The sequence below is a fragment of the Gordonia amicalis genome (assembly GCF_022059885.1).
GTDB lineage: Bacteria > Actinomycetota > Actinomycetes > Mycobacteriales > Mycobacteriaceae > Gordonia > Gordonia amicalis.
On record NZ_CP091855.1, the window covers coordinates 2,232,864 to 2,256,685 of the forward strand.

Below are 23,822 nucleotides of genomic sequence, written 5' to 3' on the forward strand. Positions count from 1 at the left end.
ACCGGGTCCGGGAGGGTTACCGGCGGATCGCGCCGTTGATCATCATGGCGATCGCGAGCGCTCCCGCCTGGTTGACGTGGTAGGGGAGCGCGATCCGATTCGACAGTGCGCTCTCGTACCAGGGATTGATCAGATTGCACGGGTCGTGACCGAGCGACCCGCGGTTGGCGTCGACGAAAGCGCCGCCGACCTTGGTCGTCGCGCGCAGGAGCGCATCGTTGGCGCGGTGGAACACCTGACGCATCCACCGGGCGTCGGGGTCGCTGAGGGGGATCAGCGGCCAGCATCCGCTGTTTCCGATGAATCCGCCGAGTCCGACGACGATGATCTGCGCGCGGGGAGCCTTCTGGCGGATCGCCCGCAGCGCCGGGGTGACACGGTTCTCCATGAGCTGGACGCGCCACCGCACCTCGTTCTCGTGCCGCGGGTTGTGCCGGCAGCGTCGATCCGTGAGGGGCTGGCGGATCGCGCACTGCGCGAGGATCGCGGCCCACTGCATGTCGTTGCCACCGATGCTGACGGTGATGAGCTGGGCGTCGCGGGGGACCAGGTTCAGCTGGACCGCCTTCGCCCCGCGCGAGGTGTGCTGTGCGGCGCGATAGAGGTGCGCCGACTGCGCCCCGGCGCACGAGGTGTCGACGAAACGCCGTGGCAGCGTCATCGCCGCCACGTATTTCGGATAGTTGAGCGCCGACCGCTTACAACCGTCGAAGTACTCGGGTGTCGGCGTGAAGAATCCGCCCGAGGCCCGCGAATCGCCCATCGCGATGTATGGGCCGCCGGTGTAGCGCACGGGCGCAGCCTGCGCGGGGGATGCCGTCGCGGCCACCAGTGCTGTCACAAAAGCGGTGATCAAGACCGCTGCCAGGGCGCGCACCCCGCGCCGATACTCCCGCACCAACTGATCCCGCACTTTCCCACGTCCCGACCCCGCTGCTTTGCTCAGCGAATATTAAGGCAAGCAGATCACGCGTGTGCACGGAGTGCGTTCTCGGTGCTGCTTCTCGGCACTGATTTCGCACTCGGCGGGTCCGGCGTTACGGCACCCGCCGGATCACGTTGCGTCCTGTCCCGTTTGGCGGGACAAAACGCAACGTGATCTGGAAGCCGGACCTGCTAGAGCCCCAGATCCTTGGCGATGATCGTCTTCATGACCTCGCTGGTGCCGCCGTAGATGCGCGAGACGCGGGTGTCGGCGTACAGGCGGGCGATCGGGTACTCGAGGACGTAGCCGTAACCGCCGTGCAGCTGAAGGCAGTTGTCGATGACCCGGCCGGCGGTCTCGGTGGCGAACAGCTTGGCGCGGGCGGCGTCGGGGACGGTCAGCTCGCCCGCGTTGTGCAGCTCGAGAGCGCGGTCGACGATCGCGCGGATCGCCTCGACCTCGGCCGAGCACTCGGCGAGCACGAACTTGGTGTTCTGGAAGGCCGCGACCGGTTTGCCGAAGACGTCGCGTTCCTTCGTGTAGGCGATCGCGTGCTGCACGGCCGCGGCGGCGGTGGCCGACGCCCCGATCGCGATGGTGAGGCGTTCCTGGGCGAGGTTGTGGCTCAGGTACTTGAAGCCCGCGCCCTCTTCGCCGAGGAGGTCCTCGACCGGCACCTTCACCGAGTCGAAGGACAGTTCGGCGGTGTCGGAGGCCTTCAGTCCGATCTTCTCGATCTTGCGGCCGACCGAGAATCCCTCGGACTTGGTGTCGACCACCAGGATCGACAGTCCCGCACGACGGTTCTCGGGATCGAAGGGGGTGGTACGGGCGACGACGAGGATGCGGTCGGCGAGCGCGCCACCGGTGATGAAGGTCTTGGCGCCGTCGAGCACGTAATGCGAGCCGTCCTCGGACAGCTTCGCGGTGGTCGCGATGTTCGCGAGGTCCGAGCCGGTGCCGGGTTCGGTCATCGCGATCGCGAACATGATCTCGCCGGAACAGAATCCGGGGATCCAACGCTCCTTCTGCTCCTGCGTCCCGTACTCCATCAGGTAGGGGAGGATCAGGTTCGAGTGCACCGAGTAGCTGCCGAAGGTGACGCCCGCCGCGGAGGTCTCCTCCGCGATCACCAGGGAGTAGGTGAAGTCGGTGACGCCACCGCCGCCGAACTCCTCGGGGGCCTCGATGCCCAGGACGCCGAGATCGCCGAGCCGATTGTAGAACTCGCGCGGCGGATGGCCCTGCTTCTCCCAGTCGTGGTAGACGGGTACGACTTCCTTGGTGATGAAGTCCCGGATCGTCTTGCGGAAGGCCTCGTGGTCCTCGGTGAAGATGCGACGCTGCATGGTGATTCCTAAAGTGTTGGGGAAGTGGAGGATTGGTTACTGCTCGCGGTACTCGCGCAGGAGTCCCCTGGAGATGATCTGCTTCTGGATCTCGCTGGTGCCCTCGCCGATGAGCAGGAAGGGCGCATCACGCATCAGGCGTTCGATCTCGAACTCCTTGGAGTAGCCGTCGCCACCGTGGATGCGGAAGGACGCCTGGGTGACCTCGGCGCAGTACTCGCTGCACAGGTATTTGGCCATACCCGCGGCGACGTCGTTGCGTTCCCCGGAGTCCTTCAGCCGGGCGGCGTTGACCATCATCAGGTGCGCGGCCTCGACCTTGGTCGCCATCTCGGCCAGCGAGAAGGCGATCGCCTGATGTTCGGCGATCGGCTTGCCGAACGTGGAGCGCTGCTGGGCGTACTTGACGCCGAGTTCGAAGGCGCGCTGGGCGATTCCGCACGCACGCGCGGACACGTTGACGCGACCGACCTCGACGCCGTCCATCATGTGCGCGAAACCCTTGCCCGGCACCCCGCCCAGGATGTCGGTGGCCGGTGCGCGGTAGCCGTCGAAGACGAGCTCGGTGGTGTCGATTCCCTTGTAGCCCATCTTGTCCAGCTTGCGGGGGATGGTCACGCCCGGGACCACCTCACCGAAGCCGGCCGGCTTCTCGACCAGGAAGGTGGTCAGGTTCTTGTGCGGGCGCTCCTCGCCCTCCTCGGTACGGACAAGTGCCGCAACCAGAGTCGACGATCCGCCGTTGGTCAGCCACATCTTCTGTCCGTTGATGACGTAGCTGTCGTCACCGTCGCGCTTGGCGGTCGTCTTGATCGCCGCGACGTCGGAGCCGAGTTCGGGTTCGGACATGGAGAACGCACCCCGGACCTCGCCGGTGGCCATTCGCGGGAGGAACCGCTGCTTCTGCTCGTCGGTGCCGTGCTGACGCAGCATGTAGGCGACGATGAAGTGGGTGTTGATGACGCCCGAGACGCTCATCCAGCCACGTGCCAGTTCCTCGACGCAGAGGGCGTACGTCAGCAGCGATTCACCGAGGCCGCCGTACTCCTCGGGGATCATCAGGCCGAACAGCCCCATCTCGCCCATGCCGTCGACGATGGCCTGCGGGTATTCGTCCGCATGCTCGAGTTCCTGCGCATTGGGGATGATCTGTTTGTCGACGAAGGAGCGCACGTTGGCGACGATCTCCGTCTGGATCTCGGTGAGGCCCAGGGTCTGCGCGAGGCGGGCCATGGTGGTGGGTTCTCTCCCATGAGTAAGCGGTGCAGGTCGCACCGGCTGGCGGATGTGAGACGCAACGTACCCAAGCATGCCGTCCCGTGACCGCTGGAAGTAGACGCGATGCGCTAAGCTAAGGGTGCGATAGCGCGAGCCAATGGTCGTCATGGAACGGCCGCGGCAGATTGTTCCGTGCCTAACTCTCGGATAGGGCCAGCCAATGGTGCCTGTTCGCAGCGCTGTGGCCCTCGACACATAGGCAGCTGTAGTCGGACCGTTCGCCGAGCGAACGTTGTGCCTCACATTGACGACAGTTTCAATCGAACGCAGATGTGATCCGCCCCACTGAATTCCCGGTCCATCTACTCTCAGACCATTCGCCTGAAAGAGGTTTCCCCCATGACGGTCACGACCGCCTCCGGATCAGGCTCCGGCAAAGATCCCGCGGCAGCCCCCACTGCGCCCGACACCACCGATTTCGAGGTGACGCCAGGACGATTCGGCGGCGTCGGCCCGCTCGGCGAATCCCGGCTCACCGCATGGGGACTCACATCCCTGCTGGTCAGCCTGTATGTGATCAACTACGCCGACAAGGCCGTACTGGGCATCATCGCCAAGCCGCTGCGTGAAGAACTGGGTCTCAGCGCGTCCCAGATCGGACTCGTCGGAAGCCTGTTCTTCCTCACCTTCACCATCGGCGGCTTCTTCGCCGGCCTGCTCAACCGCTGGATGACGTTGCGCTGGTCGCTGGTCCTCCTCGGCCTGTGCTGGGCGGCGGCGATGCTGCCGCTGATCGCGGTGGCCGGTTTCGCGGTCCTGCTCATCAGCCGGCTCCTGCTGGGCCTGTCCGAAGGACCCACGTCGGCGCTGTTGCACACCGCCGCGTACGCATGGCATCCGCCGGCGCGTCGGGCGCTGCCCGGCGCTCTGCTGGCCGGTGCCGCATCGATCGCCAAGATCGCGATCGCCCCGCTCCTGACGGTCATCACCGTCAGCTTCGGCTGGCGCTGGGCGCTGTTCGTGCTCGCCGCCGCCGGTGCGGTCTGGGCCGTCGTGTGGCTGTCGACCTGGCGCCCGGGCCCCTACATCGCCGGCGGCAAGACCAAGAAGGTCGACGAGACGGCGACGGGCGAGACCTCGCCGGCCGACGCCGAGCCGGCCACCCCGTGGGTGAAGATCTTCCTCGCACCGACCTTCATCACCGGTGCATTGCTGGTCATGAGCGTCTACGCCCTGGTCTCGGTGGTGCTCACCTGGCTGCCGTCGTACTTCGAGGACGGCCTGGGCTACAGCCAGCTGCAGTCCGGTTCGATGTTCGCCTTCCCGTCGATCGTCGGTCTCGTATTGATGCTGCTCATCTCGATCACCAGTGACCGGATGATCACCAAGGGTGGGTCGCCGCGGATGCTCCGCATCGTCGTCCCGTCGGTGGGCGTCCTGATCTCCGGTGTCCTGCTGTTCCTGCTGCCGTCGGTCAGCACCCCGATGGTGTGTGTCCTGATCCTGTCGGTCGGCTATGGCTTCGCCGCCACGGTGTTCCCGCTTGCGTTCCAGGTCCTCGGACTGGTCGCATCGGTCTGCGCCGTGCTGGCGCTGATCTTCGCCAACCCGGCGCGCGACCGCACACGCCTGCGTCCGCATGCTGTGCTCACCGCCTGAGGCGACGCTTCTTTCATAGGCAGCACCTCATCGTCCGTGAGCGGGAATCGACTTGTCCGCCAGACCCCTTCGTGGTCGGCTCGACAGGACGGGTGATTTCCGCTCACGGACGTCCTCGGTTCCACAACTGAAACTCCCTCATCCACTGCCCGACATCTTTAGGAGACCTCATGCGCGATGCAGTGATCGTCGACGCCGTTCGCGCCCCGATCGGACGCCGCCGCGGAGCCCTGTCCGGAATACATCCGGCCGACCTGTCCGCCCACGTCCTCGAGGCTCTCGTCGAGCGGACCGGCGTCGATCCCGCGATCGTCGACGACGTCGTGTGGGGTTGTGTCAGCCAGTCGTCGGAGCAGGCCGGCAACATCGCCCGCACCGCGATCCTCGCGGCCGGGTGGCCGGAGTCCGTACCCGGCACCACCGTCACCCGCGCCTGCGGGTCGAGCCAGCAGGCCGTCAGCATGGCTGCCGCCGCGGTCATCTCGGGCCAGCAGGATGTCGTCATCGCCGGTGGTGTGGAGTCGATGAGCCGGGTCGCGATGGGCAGCTCGGCCCCCAACGGCGAACACCAGCCCGCCACCGTCCTCGACCGCTACGGCATCGACAAGTTCAGCCAGGGTCTCGGCGCGGAGACGATCGCCGCGAAGTGGGGATTCGACCGCACGCGCGTCGACGAATATTCTCTGCGCTCACACGAACTCGCGGCCGCCGCCGTCGACCGCGGTGCGTTCGACGGTCAGTGGCTCCCATCTCCGGTGTGCTCGAAGGTGACGAGGGCATCCGCCGCGGGGGCACCCTGGAGTCGCTCGGCAAGCTCAAGCCCGCGTTCGCCGAGGACGGCGTCATCCACGCCGGCAACTCCTCGCAGATCTCCGACGGCTCGGGTGCACTCCTGATCATGTCGTCGGAAACGGCGAAATCGCATGGCCTGAACCCGATCGCGCGCATCCACACCGCGGTGGTCGCGGCCGACGACCCGGTCGTCATGCTGACCGGCCCGATCCCGTCGACCGCCAAGGCGCTCAAGCGTTCCGGTCTGTCGATCGACGACATCGGCGCCTTCGAGATCAACGAGGCCTTCGCGCCCGTGCCGCTGGCCTGGCAGGCCGAGACCGGCGCGGACATCGAACGGCTCAACCCGCTCGGCGGCGCGATCGCCGTCGGCCACCCGCTCGGCGGTTCGGGCGCGATCCTGATGACCCGCCTCGTGCACCACATGCGCGACAACGGGATCCGCTACGGCCTGCAGTCGATGTGTGAGGCCGGCGGCATGGCCAACACCACCATCCTGGAACTCCTCTGATCCCGACCTCACCCGACGCCAGACAGCATTGAAAGGCACATCAGCACAATGGAACTCAAGGGACTCTCCGTCGCGATCACCGGTGGCGCCTCCGGCCTGGGGCTCGCCACCGCCAAGCGCGTCATCGACGCCGGCGGCCTGGTCACCCTGATCGATCTGCCCACCTCCGACGGACAGGCCGTCGCCGACGGCCTGGGTTCGGCGGCGAACTTCGCCGCCGCCGACATCACCGATGCCGAACAGTTCGCGGCCGCTCTCGATGTCGCCGACGAGCGCGGCGGCCTGCGCGGACTCGTGCACTGCGCCGGCGCGGGCCGGCGCATGCGGATCCTCGACAAGGACGGCAAGGCCGGGTCGGCGGAGGACTTCGAGTTCGTCATCAAGCTGAACCTCGTCGGGTCGTTCCACGCATTGTCGCTGGGTGCCGAGCGCATCGCGCGCCTCGAACCCATCGACGGCGAGCGTGGCGCCATCATCATGACGGCCTCCGTCGCGGCCTTCGAGGGGCAGATCGGCCAGATCAACTACTCGGCCTCCAAGGCGGGCATCGTCGGCATGACCCTCGTGGCCGCACGCGACCTGGCCAGCAAGCTGATCCGCGTCAACACCATCGCGCCCGGCACCATGGACACCCCGCTGCTCGCTCGCCTGCGCGATGACGTGCGGGCCTCGCTCGCGGCCAGCATCCCCAACCCGTCGCGCCTCGGTCGTCCCGACGAGTTCGGACAGCTCGCGGCGAACATCCTGGAGAACGCCTACCTCAACGGCGAGACCATCCGCCTCGACGGTGCGATCCGCATGGCACCGCGATGAGCGGCGTGTCGCCGACGACGCTCACCTATCCGGACACGAGCATGGCGGTGCTGCCGGCAAGTATGGCAGCGCTGTACGGCGACCGCGCGGCGGTCGTCGACGGAGACACGACGCTGACCTACGCCGAACTCGACGCGCGCTCGGCGGCGGTGGCGTCGGCCCTTCGGTCGGCGGGCGTCGCCGAACGCGACGTGGTGCTGATCTATCTCACCAACAGCATCGAATTCGTTGTCGCCTACTACGGTTCGCTGCGAGCCGGTGCCACCGTCACGCTCGTCAATCCGTTGCAGCCGGTGCCCGGCCTGCACCGGCAGATCGTCGAGACCGGCGCGGTGGCGGCCTTCACGCAGGTCGAGCAGTCCGGTCGACTGCTGTCGGCGGCCGTCGATTCATCGTTGACCACCGTGGTGGTCGTGGACGGGTCCGTCGAGGATGCGGTTGGCGTGCGGGCGATCTCGTTCGAGGAGTTCACCGCCGGGCACTCGGAAGCCCCCGCCGTCTCCGTGTCCTCCGACGACGTCGCACATGTGGCGTTCACCGGTGGGACGACGGGCGTTTCGAAGGGCGTTCGGGTGCTGCACCGCAACGTCCTGGGCAACGTCACGCAGATGATCGGTTGGCGTGCGGGGCACGCGGTCGAGGTCGGCGACGACGGTCTGCTGCGGTTGACACCGCGCGAGGGTTCCGACCGTGGAGTGGTTCCGGGCGATGCCGCGACCGTCGTCGTGTCGCCGCTGTTCCACGCGCACGCGCTGATCAACATGTCGTTCCTGTTGCTCTGCGGCGCAACCCATGTGTTCGCCGGACGGTTCGAACCCGGACGGATGCTCGCCCTGATCGAGCGGTACCGGGCGTCGTATGTGACCGGCAGCCCGGCGATGTGGCATGCGCTGGCAGTCCACCCCGACGTCGAGTCGCGTGACCTGACGTCGGTGCGGGTGGTCTCGTCGGGCGCCGCTCCGATCGATCTCGTGACGCTCGGAGAACTCGAGAAGGCTTTCCCCGCAGCGGCGATCGTCGAAGGCTACGGACTCACCGAGGCGACTTGCCTGGTGTCCTCGGCACCGCTCACGGCCGAGGGCCAGTACCGGCTCGGCAGCGTCGGACTGCCGGCCTTCGACACCGAGGTCGAGATCCGCGCCGCCGGTGACCCGGCCGTCGTCCTGCCGGCGGGGGAGAGGGGACAGCTCTGGGTTCGCGGGCCGCAGGTCACCGACGGTTACCTCGGTCATCCCGACCAGACCGCGGAACAGTTCGTCGACGGGTGGCTCGACACCGGCGACATCGCCTACCGCGACGCCGACGGCTACATCTACATCTGCGACCGCGCCAAGGACATGCTGATCTACAAGGGCTACAACGTGTATCCGCGGGAGCTCGAGGAGATCCTGGTGACCCACACCGATGTCGCGGCCGCCGCGGTGGTCGGTCGTGAGGCCGGGCCCGTCGGCCAGGAGCCGGTGGCGTTCCTCGTCGCCAAGGCCGGTCACGACATCGACGAGGACGCGGTCGCCGCGTTCGTCGCCGAACAGGTGTTGCCCTACAAGAAGATCCGCGACGTCTTCGTCGTCGACGAGTTGCCGACCTCGGCGGCCGGGAAGATCCAGAAGGTCGCCCTGCGGGAGCGTCTGACACACTCCTGACCTGCTCCGAAGAAGGGCCCGTCCCCACCGAGGTGAGGACGGGCCCTTGTCGTCGTGAGCTCAGCGCTGGGCGTTCTTGGCGCCCTGCTTGTAGAGGTTGCGGCCGATGATGAGGCGCTGGATCTCGCTGGTGCCCTCGTACAGTCGGAGCAGACGGACCTCGCGGTAGATGCGTTCCACCGGGACGTCGCGCATGTAGCCGCTGCCGCCGTGGATCTGGACGGCGAGGTCGGCGACCTTGCCCACCATCTCGGTGCAGTAGAGCTTCGCAGCCGAGGGCGCGAGACGACGGTCGGTGTTGTCGACCCAGGCACGGGCGGCGTCGCGGACCAGGGCGCGTCCGGCCATCACGCCCGTCTGCTGATCGGCGAGCATGGCCTGCACCAATTGGAACTCACCGATCGGTTCACCACCCTGCGTGGAGGTGGCCGCCCAGGCGATCGACTCGTCGAGTGCGCGCTGAGCGGTACCGACCGACAGTGCGGCGATGTGCACGCGACCGCGGGCGAGGGACATCATCGCGGCCTTGTAACCGACGTCTTCGCTACCGCCGACGAGGGCCGAGTTCGGGACGCGAACGCCGTCGAAGTGCACATCGGCGGTCCAGGCGCCCTCCTGACCCATCTTGCGGTCCTTCGCACCGACGGTCAGACCGGCGGAGTCGGCCGGGACGAGGAACACCGCGATGCCGGTGCCGTTCTCGTCGGCCGGGCGGGTGCGCGCGAACACCACGAACAGGTCGGCCAGCGGAGCATTGGTGATGAAGCGCTTCTCGCCGCTGATGACCCAGTCGTCGCCGTCGCGGACGGCCTTGGTGCGCAGGCCGGCGGGATCCGACCCGGCGCCCGGTTCGGTCAGCGCGAACGACGCGACGACCTCACCGGAGGCGATCTTCTCCAGCCAGGCAGCCTTCTGCTCGTCGGTGCCGAAGTTCACCAGCACCTGACCGGCGATGCCGTTGTTGGTGCCGAACATCGACCGCAGCGCGAGGGAGGTGTAACCGAGTTCCATCGCCAGTTCGACGTCCTGGGTCAGGTCGAGTCCGAGTCCGCCCCACTCCTGGGGGATCGCGTATCCGAAAAGACCCATGTCCTTGGCGGTTTGGCGGATGTCCTCGGGAATCGCGTCGGTGTCCAGGATCTCCTGCTCGCGCGGTACGACGACCTCCCGAACGAACTCTCGGGTCGCCGCCAGGATGTCGGCGAAGTCTTCCGCGCTCACCTGGGAGGTCGCGGTTGCTGGTTGCATCACTCCGGTCATGCTGCCACTCTTGCGCGTCCACGGTGAGGGGTCCAATACGAAAGCGGGATCGCTCCGATAGCCGTTGCGTATGAAACGGAGGCGTTCGGCGCCGGAAATGCGGGTTAGATTACTGCCATAACCCGGCGCCTCACGCCGTCGGCGTTTGCACCAGAACCCCATGGGAAGGACCGAAGATGTCATCCACCACCGCCCAGCCGCTGCTCGAGGGGCGCACCGCCGTCGTGACCGGCGGTGCCCAGGGCATCGGCTTCGAGATCGCCCGGTCCTTCGTGGACGCGGGCGCCAAGGTGGTCCTGGGTGACCTCAACCTCGACGCCGCCCAGGCGGCCGCCGAGAAGCTCGGTGGTCGCGACGTCGCCCGTGCGGTGAAGTGCAACGTGGTGAACGGCGACGAGGTCGACGCTCTGCTCGCCGAGGCGGTCGACGGCTTCGGTTCGCTCGACGTCCTGGTCAACAACGCCGGAATCACCCGCGACGCCACGATGCGCACCATGACCGAAGAGGACTTCGACCTGGTGATCTCGGTGCACCTCAAGGGCACCTGGAACGGCACCCGCAAGGCAGCCGCGATCATGCGCGAGGCCAAGCGCGGTGCGATCGTGAACATCTCCTCGCTGTCGGGCAAGGTCGGCATGGTCGGCCAGACCAACTACTCCGCCGCGAAGGCCGGCATCGTCGGCATGACGAAGGCCGCCGCCAAGGAGATGGCGCACCACGGCGTGCGGGTCAACGCGATCCAGCCCGGCCTGATCCGCTCGGCGATGACCGAGGCGATGCCGCAGAAGGCCTGGGATCAGAAGATGTCGGAGATCCCCATGCACCGTGCCGGTGAGGTCGGCGAGGTCGCGAGCGTCGCCCTGTTCCTCGCCTCGGACATGTCGTCGTACATGACCGGCACCGTGCTCGAGGTGACCGGCGGCCGCTTCATGTGAGAGCTGTTCTCACCCACACTCTTCCACCCGAGATTCTGCGAAAGGTCAACCATGCGAGACGTCGTCATCTGTGAGCCGGTACGTACCCCGATCGGCCGGTACGGCGGGATGTTCAAGAGCCTCACGGCGGTCGACCTGGGCGTGACCGCGCTCAAGGGTCTGCTCGAGCGCACCGGCCTGGACGCGGAGAAGGTCGAGGACGTGATCCTCGGGCACTGCAACGGCAACAGCGAGGCCCCGGCCATCGGCCGCGTCGTCGCCCTCGACGCCGGGCTCCCGATCACGGTGGGCGGCATGCACATCGATCGCCGATGTGGCTCGGGCCTGCAGGCCGTCATCCAGGCCGCCTACCAGGTGTCCTCGGGCGACAACGACCTCGTCGTCGCCGGTGGCACCGAGTCGATGAGCAACGCCTCGTTCTACTCCGTCGACATGCGCTGGGGCGGCGCGCGTACCGGAATCGCCATGCACGACAGCCTCGTCCGCGCTCGCTCGACCGCGGGTGGTAAGCACTACCCGGTGCCCGGCGGGATGATCGAGACCGCCGAGAATCTCCGCAAGGAGTACGAGATCTCGCGCGCCGAGCAAGACGAGCTCGCGGTCGAATCCCACACGCGCGCAGTGCGTGCACAGAAGGACGGTGTGCTGGCCGAGGAGATCATCCCGGTCACCGTCCCGGGCCGTGCCGGCGATCAGATCATCGACACCGACGAGCATCCGCGCCCCGACGTCTCCGTCGAGTCCCTGGCCAAGCTGAAGCCGATCATGGGCAAGTCCGACCCCGAGGCCACCGTGACCGCGGGCAACGCCAGCGGCCAGAACGACGCGGCGTCGATGGCGATCGTGACGACCAGCGAGGTCGCCGAGAAGCTCGGCCTGCGTCCGCTCGTCAAGCTCGTCTCATGGGGTCTCGCGGGTGTGCCGCCGCGCACCATGGGCATCGGACCGGTGGCGGCCACCGAGAAGGCACTGGCCAAGACCGGTCTGACCCTGGCCGACATCGACCTCATCGAACTCAACGAGGCCTTCGCCGCCCAGGCGCTCGCCGTGACCCGTGAATGGGGTTTCGGCCGTTTCGGTTCCGGAGGCGACTTCGACCGCACCAACGTGCACGGTTCGGGCATCTCGCTGGGCCACCCGGTCGGCGCGACCGGTGGCCGCATGCTGGCCTCGCTGGCCCGTGAACTGCAGCGCCGGGAGGCCCGCTACGGTCTCGAGACGATGTGTATCGGCGGCGGTCAGGGACTGGCCGCGATCTTCGAGCGCGTCTCCTGAGCGACCTCGATACGCGGCGTCCTCGCTCCGCTCGGTCGACGCTACTCGGCCGGCGGGTGGGGGCGCCGCGCTGCGTTGCGGTTGAGGCTACTCGGCCGGCGGGTGGGGCGCCGCGCTCCCTGATCCGAAGGAACGGGCACGGCACGCCACTGCTCCCTGAGGTGTGAGGAGCGATAGCGACGAGCCTCGAAGGGCCTGGTGAGTTGGTCTCGGCGCTACTCGGCCGGCGGATCGACCTGCGCGCGAACGAGTTCGACGAAGGCCTGACCCACGGGCGACAGGGACGCGGGGTCGAAGGCGATCGCGAACGGCCGGACGAAACGCGGTTCGGTCTCCCGGATGACGACGCGGTCCGCGGCCGTCTCGGCCATCGAACGTTCCAGCAGGGTGCCGCCGATACCGGCCAGCACCATCGGTAGTCGTTCCTCCCGATGCTCGGAGAGCACGGCGAGTGGTGGCCGGACCCCGCCGACGCGGATGGCCTCCTCGAGTTCGTCGGCCACCGAGTGCCCGCGCGGGACGAACACCATCGGCACCGCGGGGAGATTTCCCAGTGGGATCGGTCCGTCGGGAACCACGGCGTCCTCGGGATAGACGAGGACGTACTCCTGCTCACCGAGAACGATGACCTCGAGCGCGTCGCCGGCGATGGGCAGGTGGGCGACGGCGAATTCGCAGTGACCGTCCTCGATGGACGACGCCGCCCGCGTCTCATCGCGTAATTCGCCGAGCCGCACCGACACTCGCGGATAGGCGGCGCGGAAGCGGGCGATGAGGTCGACGACCGGACCGACCGCCGTCGCCGGTGAGGCGAGCAGGTCGAGATGACCGGTGAGTTCATCCTCCTCGGCCGCGAGGAGATCGCCCACGGCGTCGACGTCGCGGATGATCTGGCGCGCCGGACCGACCATCGTGCGGCCGGCCGCCGACGGGACCATGCCACGACCGATGCGGTGGAACAGCTGCACGCCGAGTTCGCGTTCGAGGGCGCGCAATGCCTGCGAGACCGTCGGCTGCGCGACGCCCAGCGCGGTGGCGGCACCGCCGATGCCCTGGTTCTCGACCACGGCGAGGAAGTATTCGACCTGGCGTAATTCCATGGTGGCCTACCAGTCCCGGGTCTCGGTCGGCTCCGGGCTCAGGCCGGAGTGGGCCCGGGCCGCGGAGATGAAGGCGAGGGCCGCCGGCGAGAGGAGTCCCGAGCGCAGGACGAGTCCCCACGGCCGTGTCAGCGGCGGATCGAGCGCGAGCTGCCGGACACCGGCGAGCTGTTTGTCGGCGACGATGCGCGGCACAACCGTTGCGGCCGTGCCGCGTTCGACGAGATTCCAGATCGCCGCCGGCAGCGGACAGTCGACGACGACGTTGCGCGCGGCGTCGTCGATGAGGTCGGCGAACAGGGTCGCGGTGTGCTGGTCGCTGTGGTCGATGACCAGCGGCACCGAGCGGATGGCACTGCGCGACACGGTGTCCGGGAGTCCTGCGGCCAGCGCGTCGGGTGCGGCCACCACCAGTTCCTGCTCCGTCATCGGGATGGCGGAGAACGTCGCGTGTTCGGCGGATGAGTCGATGACGCCGATCTCGGCAGCGCCGGATCGCAATGCGGAGAGCACACCCGCCGGACCGTCGGCGGCGAGGACTCGCACCGCGAGACTCGGGAAGCGCTCCCGGAACAGGCGGACGACGTCGACGAGGGGATCGATGCTGAATGCCGCATACGTCACCACGTCGACACGCCCGGCCTGCAGTTCGCGCACCGCGTCGACCTTCTGCTTCGCACGCTCGACGTCGGCGAGGATGCGCCTCGCCGCGTCGTCGAGCTTGCGTCCGGCCTCGGTGAGTTCGAGGCGCCGTCCGGTCCGGTCGAAAAGGGTCACACCCAGACGCTTCTCGAGCGTCCGGATGGCCTGCGACAACGAGGGCTGCGAGATGTAGAGCGACTGGGCGGCCTTCGTGATCCCACCGTGGTCGACGACTGCGACGAAGTAGGTCACGAGGTGCAGGTCCACCTCAGTCACTCTAGTGATCGGCCTTTCCCGCGATCAGCGGCCCTTCCACTGTGATGATCAGCGGCCCCGCCACTGGGGTGCGCGCTTCTCGGCGAACGCCTTGGCACCCTCCTGTGCGTCCTCGGACGTGAAGACCGGGGTGAGGTACTCCCACTGCTTCTTGATCAGGTCGGTGTCGGTGTACTTGATGGCCATCGAGGTGACCTGCTTGGTTGCACGCACCGCAAGCGGTCCGTTGGCGGCGATCTTCGCGGCGAGTTCGCGCGCACCGTCGAGGGCCTCGCCGGGCTTGGTGACCTTGTTGACCAGTCCGAAATGGTGGGCGCGCTCGGCGGTGAGCGGGTCACCGGTCAGGGCGAGCTCCATCGCGACCTGGTACGGGAGGATCTTGGGCAGGCGCAGGAGGCCGCCGGCGGCTGCGGCGAGACCGCGCTTGACCTCCGGGATGCCGAACTTGGAGTTCTCGGCGGCGACGACGAGGTCGGCGGACAGCGCGAGCTCGCAACCACCGGCGAGGGCCCAGCCCTCGACCGCGGCGATCAGCGGCTTGCTCGGCGGGGCCTCGGTGAGGCCACCGAATCCGCGGCCCTTCAGCGAGACCTGCTCGCCGCGCGTGAACGCCTTGAGGTCCATGCCCGCGCAGAACGTACCGCCGGCGCCGGTGAGGATGCCGATGGTGAGGTCGTCGCGCGACTCGAGTTCGTCGATGGCCGCGGCGATGCCCTCGGACACCTCGAGGTTGACGGCGTTCTTCGCCTCGGGACGGTTGATCGTGATGACGGCGACGCCGTCGGCGAACTCGGTGAGCACGGCGCTCATTGGGGATTCTCCTCTGTGTAGTGAATTGCGGAAGGCGAACTGCTCGTGTGGTCTTCGGACACCGTCGCCAGCGACCACCGGACGGGCTCGATCGCGTCGTCGGCGAGGTCGGCCTCGGTCGGGGCGGGCGTCGATGACAGGATTCCACGCTCACTCAGGACCAGCAGGTGAGCGTCGGTCTCGCGCAGCGCGAGGCGTTTCATCGTGAGGTTGAGGTCGCTGAACGGCCGGGACCAGCGGACGGCCTGGGTGATCTCCCACGCGGTGGACTCGGGACGCGCGGCGACCGCCTCGGTGATCTCGGTGAGCCGTTCCTCGTGATGAGACAGCAACCCGGTGACCCGGGCACCCAGACCGCGGAACCGGTATTCGTGGGAGGGCAGGGCCTCGTGGTCTCGCATCCGCTCGGTGTTCGCCAGGGAGACGAGGTAGTCCGCGAGCGGGCTCTGGGTCTGCATCGGGCTGGTCGAGACGTTGGGGCTGATCCGCGGCAGCAGGTGGTCGCCGGTGAAGATGACTCCCGCGTCGTCGTCGGCGAAACAGAGGTGGCCCGGGGTGTGACCGGGCGTCCAGATGGCGCGCAGGTTCCAGCCGGGGATGTCGAGGGGGGCGTCCGCGGTCAGCTCTCGGTCGACGGTCCGGCCGTCGGGTAGCCGGACGAAGTCGACGAGTCCGAGTCCGGCGACGTCGGCCGGGGCACCCAGCACGCGCAACTCCCACCGGGCCTCGTCGAGCTGACGTTCGACCTCGTCGTCGGAGTGATAGCGCAGGTGGCAGGCATCGTCGCGGTGCATCAGCAGCTCGGCGTCGGTGTGCTCGAGCAGCCTCGGGACGAGGCCGAAGTGGTCGGGATGGAAGTGCGTGATGGCCGCCGAGCGCACGTCGGTGACGTCGTGGCCGGTGCCCCGGATGCCGTCGACGAGCGCCTGCCACGACTCGTCCGACGGCCAGCCCACGTCGATGAGCGCGAGACCGCCGTCGGGCAGCGCGAGGGCGTAGACCAGGACGTACCGCAACGGGTTGGGACCCATCGGCACCGGGATCGACCACAGCCCCGGCCGCACTTCTTCGACCGGCGGGAGCACCTTGTCGGCCCAGGCCTGCTGCTGGAGCCGACCGGTCACCTCGATCGTGGTCATCCGACCTCCTGGGCTGTCATCGTCGCGGCGCACCCGATGGCTGTTGCGGTGCGTAACAGTCATCCGATCACGAGAGGCCGGTGACGCTCAAAGTGGGGGCGGCTCAGGCGCCGTGAGGAACTACCTATGGATCGAAGGTTTGCGCTGACGATGACCCACCCACCGCGACGCGACGATCGATCCCGACCCGCTCCAGGAACCCGGCATCGTGCGAGACGACGAGCAGCGCGCCATTCCACCTCTCGAGCGCGCCGACCAGCTGGGTGACCGTGTCGAGGTCAAGGTTGTTGGTCGGTTCGTCGAGGATCAGCAGCCTCGGGATCGGGTCCCCGAGCAGCGCGTCGGCGAGGCCGACGCGCAACCGCTCACCGCCGGAGAGCTCCTCGAGCGCACGGTCGGCGCGGGCGCCGCGGAACAGGAACCGCGCCAGATGCGAACGCACCTCCTGAGTGCCGTTGTCCGGGTGATGCGCGGACACCAGGCCGGCGACCGACAGCGACGGGTCGTCGAAGACGATCTGCTGCGGCACATACGCATACGGCACCGCGATGGCCTCGCGTGCGATGAGGTCCGCGATCAGCGTCGACTTCCCGCATCCGTTGGGCCCCACGAGCGCGATCCGTTCCGGACCATCGATCCGCAACCGATCATCGGTGACGACCTGGGTGCGTGGCGCCAGTTCGACCTCCGGCACCACGATCCCGGCGGTGCGATCGTCCCGGATCTCCTCGCGTGCCCCGTCCAGACGGGAAGCGGCCGCCGCGACGTCGTCACGATGGGTGTTGCGCAGCTTCCCGGCCGACACCTGGGCCTCGCTTCGGCGCTTGTGCGCGATGATCTTCGGCACCCGCTTCTCCCGTTCGGCGGTCGCCGCGGTGCGGGCGCGGCGATCGAGCTTGATCCGGGCGTCGACCAGCTCACGGCGCTGTCTTCGCAGATCGCCGGCCGCGTTGGCGACCGCGGCCTCGGCGGCCTCCTGCTCGGCGTCCACGATGTCGCGGTGGTGCGAGTACGGACCACCGAACACGCGGACCCGCCCCCGGTACAACTCGAGTGTCGCGTCGACGCGCTCGAGCAGTTCGAGATCGTGACTCACCACGACCACCGTGCCGGCGAAGGTGTCGATGGCATCGAAAAGCCTTGTTCGCGAGCCGGTGTCGAGGTTGTTCGTCGGTTCGTCGAGGAGCAGTACCGACGGTCGGCGCATGAGCGCGGCGACGATCGACAACAGCGTCGCCTCGCCACCGGACAGGGCGCCGACCCGCCGATCGAGATCGGCGGGCAGACGCATCTGTTCGAGGAGTCCGATCGCCCGTTCGTCGACGTCCCAGTCGTCGCCGACGGCATCGAAGTCGGCGGGGTCGACAGACCCGCCCTCGATGCGACGGATCGCGTCGCGGATGCCGTCGATCCCGAGCGCTGCGGACACGGTCGATCCCGGGTCCGACTGCGGGTCCTGCGGAACGATCCCGACCTCCGGTGCGGGCCCGGTGCCGGCGATGCTGACACTGCCCGATGCCGGGCGCAGGCGCTGCGCGATCAAGCCGAGCAACGTCGATTTACCCGCACCGTTGGCGCCGATCAACGAATACGTCGACGCACCCAGCGTGAGGTTGAGGTGATCGAAGACGACGGTGCCGTCGGGCCAGCTGAACGAGACGTCGGACAACACGATCGACGATCCCGGAGAAGACGGGGACTGCGCAGAAGAGGGCAGGGCAGTGGACACGAGAACTCCTGAAGTGGTTCGGATTCACCGACGGGTGTCTCATCGACATCGCGCGTCGGCGGGGGCCACTTCAGTTCTTCATCGGGTGGGATCACTCCTCGTGTCGCCGGCAACTGCGGAATTCACCGTAGTAGATGTCCTCGGGTCTGCCAACGCGTTTTCTCCCGGTCTCATTCCGGTGCGATGAACCCGGACCTCCGGCACCGCTACGGTTGAGGGCATGTCCTTCATTCGCACCTCGGTGTCCAACGGCGTCGGTGAGATCGTCCTCGACCGGCCGAAAGCCCTGAACGCGCTGGACCAGACCATGATCGACGACATGTACGCCACGCTCGGCGAGTGGGGTGACGACGACTCGATCGAGACGGTGCTCGTCACCTCGGCCGGCGACCGCGCGTTCTGCGCGGGCGGTGACATCCGTGCGATACGCGATTATTCGCTCGACGGGGACACCACGGCGATCACGCGCTACTTCAACAGCGAGTACCGCCTCGACCAGATGGTCGCCGACTACCCCAAGCCCTATGTCAGCCTGATCGACGGCGCGGCCATGGGCGGCGGCCTCGGCATCAGCGTCCACGGCGAGATCCGGGTGGTGACCGAGAAGGCGATGATCGCGATGCCCGAGACCGCGATCGGATTCTTCCCCGACATCGGCTCCACCTACTTCCTCCCGCGGTTGCCCGAGGGCGTCGGCATGTGGCTGGGCCTCACCGGGGCCCGTATCCGCGGGATCGACGCGGTGGCCGTCGGCCTGGCAACGCATTTCGTCGCGTCGGCCGATCTGGCCGGAGTCGCCGAATCGATCCGTTCCGGCGATCCCCTTGCCGATGCGCTGGCGTCGTCGGGGACCACCGAGACCAGCGACGTCCCGCTGCGCAAGATCGGGGAGTACTTCGCCGACGACAACGTCAACGCGATCGTCGGCGGCCTGCGCGGTGCGATCGGCGACGACTGGGCCGCGGAGATGATCGGCCTGCTGGAGAAGGCCTCACCCACCAGCCTGTGGGTGACGGCCGCGATGATCAACGCCGGCGCGCAGTCGGGGATCGACGAGTGCTTCGACCGGGAACTGCATGCGGCGCAACAGATCACGGCGACCAACGACTTCCTCGAGGGAGTGCGCGCGGTGCTGGTGGACAAGGACCGCAACCCGTCTTTCGACCCCGCCGCCATCGACGACGTCGACCCGGCGGTGGTCGCGCGGATCGTGGGTGCGTGAGCCGAAACCCCTACGGAGTGACCTGGAACCGTCCGGACAGGACGACTGTCGACGGGGTGCCGGCGTCGGGTCTCCGGCTCGTCGACGACTCGTCGGTGTCGTAGGCGACGTCGTCGTCGGGCGCGAACGGATTGGCATCGACGCGGGAGGCCTCCGGGCACGTGAACGAACCCGCGGCGAGTTTGCCCGACATCCCGCTGATGCTGAGCCGGCACGCCGAGGACTGGTGGTAGACACCGTCGACCGAGACCCCGATCTGGGCATTGATCGGTGTGGTCAGAGGGCCGGCGGTGGGGCGTGGTCCGCCACCGGCGGGCGGGACGGTGCCACCGGTCAATTCGCTGACGGGGAACTCGATCTGGGCGCCGTCGGTCCCGGTTCCCTTGAACACGAACAACAGCGAATCCGGCGGGACATCGGGCCGCGCCGGACCCCACCGCGCGAACTCGTAGCAGGTGGTCGCTTCCTCGGAGGTCTCGCGGTTGCCGGCTGCCGGGAGACCGGCCGTCGTGGCTGCCTGTTCGGTGATCGCGATCCGGATGTCGCCGGAACGGAAGTCGAGGCCGTGGCCGCCGCGGTCGACATTGCCCTGTAGCGGTTTCTCGGCGCATTTCGCGGGATCGATCGGCCGTGCGGTCGGGGTGGGTGCGACGCTCGTCGACGTCGCGGCCGGCGGCTGACCGCCGGCGCAGCCCGAGATCAGGAGCGCCGTCGCGGACACCACGATCAGCGCCCCGACACCACGGGTGCGTACGAGGTGACGCCTCATCGGGTCAATCCGCCGCGGCGACAAGGGGTTGCAGCGTCAGGTCGGGATGTTCCTTCTCGATGTACTGCAGGCGCCACTTGTCGCTGAAGAGCGCCAGGATCGCGCCGTCGGTGCGCGTGAACACCTCGACGCCGCGCTGGCGGTCGAGCTCGGGTGCACTCTCGGCGTCGGTGCGTCGGGCCAGCGTGTACCCGAGCGGCTCGATGATGGTGTCGACGTTGAACTCGGCCTTCATCCGCGCGGTCACGACCTCGAACTGCATGGGGCCCACCGCGGCGAGGACCGGCGACATGTCGCCGCGGGTGTCGTTGCGCAGCACCTGCACGACGCCCTCGCTGTCGAGTTGGTCCATCGCCTTGCGGAACTGCTTGTACTTGTCGGCCGTCGTCGCGCGCAGCGTCGAGAAGTGTTCGGGTGCGAACGAGGGGATCGGCGGGAACTGGACCCTCGGGCCGTCGAAGAGGGTGTCGCCTGGGGCCAGTGCGGTCGCGTTCACCAGTCCGACCACGTCGCCCGGATATGCGGTGTCGACCGTGGAGCGATCCCGGCCGAACACGGCCTGGGCGTACTTGGTGGCGAACGGTTTTCCGGTCTGCGCGTGCGTGACGACCATGCCGCGTTCGAACTCGCCGGACACGATCCGCATGTACGCCAACCGATCTCGGTGGCTCGAGTCCATGCCGGCCTGCACCTTGAAGACGACGGCGCTGAAGGGGTCGGTCACCGGGCGCTCGTTGCCCTCGATGTCGAGGCGACCGGCCGGCGGCGGAGCGAGCTCGACGAGCACCTCGAGCAGTTGCCGCACCCCGAAGTTCAGCATCGCCGAGGCGAAGATCATCGGCGAGGTCTGGCCGGCGAGGAACAGCTCCTGGTCGTGGTCCTGACCCATCTCGGAGAGCAGTTCGCTCTCCTCGACGGCGGCGGTCCATTCGTCGCCTTCGCGCGCCGCGGCGTCGTCGGCGCTCATGATCTCCTCGGGGGCGATCTTCGCCCCGCCGGCCGTGCGCGTGAAGTGCACATACTCGCCGGTGCGACGGTCGAGCAGACCGCGGAAGTCGCCGGCGATGCCGACCGGGAAGAACAGCGGGGTCGGGGTGAGGCCGATGCGCTCGGTGATCTCGTCGATCAGCTCCAGCGGGGTCTGGCCGGGACGGTCCCACTTGTTGATGACGGTGATCACCGGGATACCGCGGTGGCGACACACCTGGAAGAGCTTCAGGGTCTGCGGTTCGAGGCCCTTGGCGGCGTCGATGAGCATCACCGCCGCATCGACCGCCGTCAGCACGCGGTAGGTGTCCTCGGAGAAGTCGGCGTGACCGGGGGTGTCGACCAGGTTGATCACGCTCGGAATGTTCGCGTCGCTGTGCTCGGCGGCATAGTTGAACTGCAGCGCGGTGGAGCTGACCGAGATGCCACGGGCCTTCTCCATCTCCATCCAGTCGGAGACGGTGGACTTGCGTCCCGCCTTGCCGTGGATCGCACCCGCCTCGCTGATCATGCGCGCATGCAAGGCCAACGCCTCGGTCATCGTCGACTTGCCGGCGTCCGGATGGGAGATGATCGCGAAGGTACGTCGACGCTTGACCTCGGTTGCGACGTCAGAACTCACGAGATTCGAGGCTACTCGGCTGGTCGGGGGCCACCAAACCGAGAGGGTTCAGCAATAGGTACCGGTAAGCGATACCTATTGCTGATTCGATGGGTCAGGCGGCCGCGGCGAGTGCTCGACGGATGCGCGCGACGAACTGGTCGGGTCGCTCGGTCAAGTCTGCCCAGGTGAAGTTGAGGACGGTCCACCCGGCCGCGGTGAGATCGTTGCGCCGTTCACGGTCTCGCTGAAACGCGGCCGCATCTCGGTGGTACGCGAAGCCATCGATCTCGACGATGAGTCGCTGCGAGAGAAACGCGAGATCAGCGACGTAACCGTCGGTCGCGTGGTTCGCCGTCCAGCCGGCGACGTCGTCGGCATGCAGGAGGGAGACCGCGATCCGTTCGGCGGCCGACCGGGCGCCGGGGCCGAGGAGCTCGAGGATGTCGGCCATGGGTCGCTCGTCGGGTGTACCTGTTCGACGCGCGGCGGCCTCGGTCAGCTGCTTCACCGAGACGCGACGGCGAAGCAGGGCGTTGTCGACGACGGTGATGCTGTCCTCGATCGCGGCTTCGAGGAGCGACAGTGGGAGCGAGGTCACGCGGAGGCCAGACCGCACGATCACCTCGGCGTCGTCGAGTGCCCGGTAACGCAAGCGCACACCCTGCAGTTGTCGCGCGTGACTGTTCCGCGGAACGGTGACGGTCATCGTGGCCGGGAGGGCGCCGAGACCCTGCCACCACACCGATGCCGACGCGGACAGCGCAGCTCCCGGGCCGGCTTTCAGTACCGCCAGCCGCGCTCGCGTTCGGAAGGTCAACGGGTGGTCCGCGAGCGTGTAGATCCCTCGCCCGTGAGAGACCCAGCTGCCGGCTTTGATCCGACGCTGCACAGCGGCGCGGGCCAGCCCAGCCGAACGGGCATCGGCGGCCGTGATCACTCCGTCGTGTTCGAGCGCGACTTGACGGAGTCGGGGTGGTACATGCATGGGCCTTGGACGTACCGGACAGCAGATCGGTTCCGCTCCAAGAACAGATCCCCAGAAACAGATTCAGCATTAGGTATCGCCTGGCGATACCTAATGCTGAACGGCGTGCGGAGGTGTCCTACTCGAACGGCACCGGCGGAAGCTTGACGACCTGCGAGGCGTACGAGAGTCCGGCACCGTAGCCGAGGAGGAGGGCGGTCTGGCCCGGCTGCGCCTTGCCGGTGGAGAGGAGGTCTTCCATGGCGAGCGGGATCGAGGCGGCGGAGGTGTTGCCGGTGTACTCGATGTCGTTGGCGACGACGGCGTCCTCGCGCAGCTTGAGGTTCTTGGCGAGCAGCTCGTTGATGCGTGCGTTGGCCTGGTGCGGGACGAAGACGTCGAGTTCCTCGGAGCCGATCTTCGCGGCCTCGAGGGCGCGGACGGCGACCTTGCCCATCTCGAAGGCGGCCCAGCGGAACACCGCGGTGCCCTCCATGCGGAGGTAGGGGCGCTGGACGCGGTCACCGTCGAGGAAGGTCACCCAGTCGAAGTCCTGGCGGATGGCGTTGAACTGCGAGCCGTCCGAACCCCAGACGACCGGTCCGAGTTCCTGTTCCTCGGTCGGGCCGACGACCACGGCGCCGGCGCCGTCGCCGAAGATGAAGCAGTTGGTGCGGTCGGTCATGTCCAGGGCGATCGACAGCTGCTCGGCGCCGATGACCAGCACGTTGGTGGCGCTGCCGCCGCGGATCATGTCCGACGCGAGGGCCATGCCGTAGCCGAAGCCGGCACAGCCGACGGTGACGTCGAAGGCGGGGACGCCGTTGCAGCCGAGTTCGGTGGCGACCTTGGTTGCCCCGGCCGGGGTCAGGAGCAGATGCGTGTTGGTGGCGAGGATGACGGCGTCGATGTCGGAGCCGTGCAGGAGGGCGTTCGCGATCGCCTTGCGTCCGGCGTTGACGGACATCTCCATGACGCTCTCGTCGCGGCGGGCGAAGCGGCGGGTCTTGATGCCGGTACGGGTGTAGATCCACTCGTCGGAGGAGTCGATGTGCTCGCAGATCTCGTCGTTGGTGACCACACGCTCGGGGCGATAGGCGCCGATACCGAGCATGCCGATGTTGTTGATCCCTGAGGTGTCCGCGATGACTGCCATGGTCTTCCTTCCGAATATGTGACCCGCCATACGACGGTACTCAC

General features: G+C 67.8%; 19 protein-coding genes and 1 pseudogene. 7 read left to right on the top strand and 13 right to left on the bottom strand.

What is annotated here, in order from left to right:
- Positions 1 to 16 precede the first annotated feature (16 nt).
- The 3 genes from IHQ52_RS10285 to IHQ52_RS10295 form a co-directional block, all read right to left on the bottom strand.
- Positions 17 to 913, bottom strand: a complete 897-nt coding sequence (locus IHQ52_RS10285; protein WP_006437063.1) for an SGNH/GDSL hydrolase family protein — start codon at positions 911 to 913, stop codon at positions 17 to 19.
- Positions 914 to 1,116: 203 nt separating this feature from the next.
- Positions 1,117 to 2,274, bottom strand: a complete 1,158-nt coding sequence (locus IHQ52_RS10290) for an acyl-CoA dehydrogenase family protein (RefSeq protein ID WP_006437062.1) — start codon at positions 2,272 to 2,274, stop codon at positions 1,117 to 1,119.
- A gap of 36 nt (positions 2,275 to 2,310) precedes the next feature.
- A complete protein-coding gene (locus IHQ52_RS10295) occupies positions 2,311 to 3,507 on the bottom strand; it encodes an acyl-CoA dehydrogenase family protein (RefSeq protein ID WP_238064238.1) in 1,197 nt (398 codons plus the stop codon).
- 384 nt (positions 3,508 to 3,891) lie between these two features.
- Here IHQ52_RS10295 and IHQ52_RS10300 point away from each other — a divergent pair, with 384 nt between their 5' ends.
- The 4 genes and pseudogenes from IHQ52_RS10300 to IHQ52_RS10315 all read left to right on the top strand — a co-directional run bounded on the left by IHQ52_RS10300 (position 3,892) and on the right by IHQ52_RS10315 (position 8,910).
- Complete coding sequence (locus tag IHQ52_RS10300) at positions 3,892 to 5,151, top strand: MFS transporter (protein ID WP_006437060.1); 1,260 nt, start codon at positions 3,892 to 3,894, stop codon at positions 5,149 to 5,151.
- A gap of 170 nt (positions 5,152 to 5,321) precedes the next feature.
- A pseudogene (locus tag IHQ52_RS10305) lies at positions 5,322 to 6,454 on the top strand (thiolase family protein).
- A gap of 48 nt (positions 6,455 to 6,502) precedes the next feature.
- Positions 6,503 to 7,267, top strand: a complete 765-nt coding sequence (locus IHQ52_RS10310; RefSeq protein ID WP_006437058.1) for an SDR family NAD(P)-dependent oxidoreductase — start codon at positions 6,503 to 6,505, stop codon at positions 7,265 to 7,267.
- On the top strand, positions 7,264 to 8,910 hold the full coding sequence (locus IHQ52_RS10315; RefSeq protein ID WP_006437057.1) for a class I adenylate-forming enzyme family protein: 1,647 nt from the start codon (positions 7,264 to 7,266) through the stop codon (positions 8,908 to 8,910). Before IHQ52_RS10310 ends, IHQ52_RS10315 begins: the two co-directional genes overlap by 4 nt.
- Positions 8,911 to 8,970: 60 nt before the next feature.
- Here IHQ52_RS10315 and IHQ52_RS10320 read toward each other — a convergent pair whose 3' ends face one another.
- Entirely contained in the window at positions 8,971 to 10,170 is a 1,200-nt protein-coding gene (locus IHQ52_RS10320) for an acyl-CoA dehydrogenase family protein (RefSeq protein WP_182156333.1), read from the bottom strand.
- Positions 10,171 to 10,346: 176 nt separating this feature from the next.
- On the opposite strand from IHQ52_RS10320, the gene fabG reads away from it, so the two are divergent.
- Both fabG and IHQ52_RS10330 read left to right on the top strand, forming a co-directional pair.
- Entirely contained in the window at positions 10,347 to 11,105 is a 759-nt protein-coding gene (fabG, locus tag IHQ52_RS10325; protein WP_006437055.1) for a 3-oxoacyl-ACP reductase FabG, read from the top strand.
- A gap of 51 nt (positions 11,106 to 11,156) precedes the next feature.
- The gene (locus tag IHQ52_RS10330) at positions 11,157 to 12,380 is read left to right on the top strand and encodes an acetyl-CoA C-acetyltransferase (protein WP_096273569.1); all 1,224 of its coding nucleotides are present in this window, start codon (positions 11,157 to 11,159) and stop codon (positions 12,378 to 12,380) included.
- A gap of 215 nt (positions 12,381 to 12,595) precedes the next feature.
- On the opposite strand, the gene IHQ52_RS10335 is transcribed toward IHQ52_RS10330, so the two are convergent.
- From IHQ52_RS10335 to IHQ52_RS10355, 5 genes are all read right to left on the bottom strand, one after another.
- Entirely contained in the window at positions 12,596 to 13,480 is an 885-nt protein-coding gene (locus IHQ52_RS10335) for a LysR family transcriptional regulator (RefSeq protein WP_006437053.1), read from the bottom strand.
- A 6-nt stretch (positions 13,481 to 13,486) separates the two neighbouring features.
- Positions 13,487 to 14,389, bottom strand: coding sequence for a LysR family transcriptional regulator (locus IHQ52_RS10340; RefSeq protein ID WP_040004820.1), 903 nt, complete (start codon positions 14,387 to 14,389; stop codon positions 13,487 to 13,489).
- Positions 14,390 to 14,446: 57 nt separating this feature from the next.
- Complete coding sequence (locus IHQ52_RS10345) at positions 14,447 to 15,208, bottom strand: crotonase/enoyl-CoA hydratase family protein (protein ID WP_006437051.1); 762 nt, start codon at positions 15,206 to 15,208, stop codon at positions 14,447 to 14,449.
- Positions 15,205 to 16,347 (bottom strand): MBL fold metallo-hydrolase, encoded by a 1,143-nt coding sequence (locus IHQ52_RS10350; RefSeq protein WP_006437050.1) that lies wholly within the window; start codon positions 16,345 to 16,347, stop codon positions 15,205 to 15,207. The genes IHQ52_RS10345 and IHQ52_RS10350 overlap by 4 nt, the downstream gene beginning before the upstream one ends.
- Before the next feature lie 124 nt (positions 16,348 to 16,471).
- Positions 16,472 to 18,076 carry an ABC-F family ATP-binding cassette domain-containing protein gene (locus tag IHQ52_RS10355; RefSeq protein WP_006437049.1) on the bottom strand — a complete coding sequence of 535 codons (1,605 nt, stop codon included), beginning with the start codon at positions 18,074 to 18,076 and terminating at the stop codon, positions 16,472 to 16,474.
- 220 nt (positions 18,077 to 18,296) lie between these two features.
- Between IHQ52_RS10355 and IHQ52_RS10360 the strand changes: the two genes are divergently transcribed.
- Complete coding sequence (locus IHQ52_RS10360; protein ID WP_006437048.1) at positions 18,297 to 19,298, top strand: enoyl-CoA hydratase/isomerase family protein; 1,002 nt, start codon at positions 18,297 to 18,299, stop codon at positions 19,296 to 19,298.
- Between the two features lie 10 nt (positions 19,299 to 19,308).
- Here the strand turns inward: IHQ52_RS10360 and IHQ52_RS10365 are convergent, their stop codons facing one another.
- The 4 genes from IHQ52_RS10365 to IHQ52_RS10380 form a co-directional block, all read right to left on the bottom strand.
- The gene (locus tag IHQ52_RS10365; protein WP_159405149.1) at positions 19,309 to 20,067 is read right to left on the bottom strand and encodes a hypothetical protein; all 759 of its coding nucleotides are present in this window, start codon (positions 20,065 to 20,067) and stop codon (positions 19,309 to 19,311) included.
- A 4-nt stretch (positions 20,068 to 20,071) separates the two neighbouring features.
- A complete protein-coding gene (locus IHQ52_RS10370) occupies positions 20,072 to 21,676 on the bottom strand; it encodes a peptide chain release factor 3 (RefSeq protein ID WP_182156322.1) in 1,605 nt (534 codons plus the stop codon).
- 94 nt (positions 21,677 to 21,770) lie between these two features.
- Entirely contained in the window at positions 21,771 to 22,643 is an 873-nt protein-coding gene (locus IHQ52_RS10375; RefSeq protein WP_238064239.1) for a DUF559 domain-containing protein, read from the bottom strand.
- A 118-nt stretch (positions 22,644 to 22,761) separates the two neighbouring features.
- On the bottom strand, positions 22,762 to 23,778 hold the full coding sequence (locus IHQ52_RS10380) for a beta-ketoacyl-ACP synthase III (RefSeq protein ID WP_238064240.1): 1,017 nt from the start codon (positions 23,776 to 23,778) through the stop codon (positions 22,762 to 22,764).
- Positions 23,779 to 23,822: the final 44 nt, after the last annotated feature.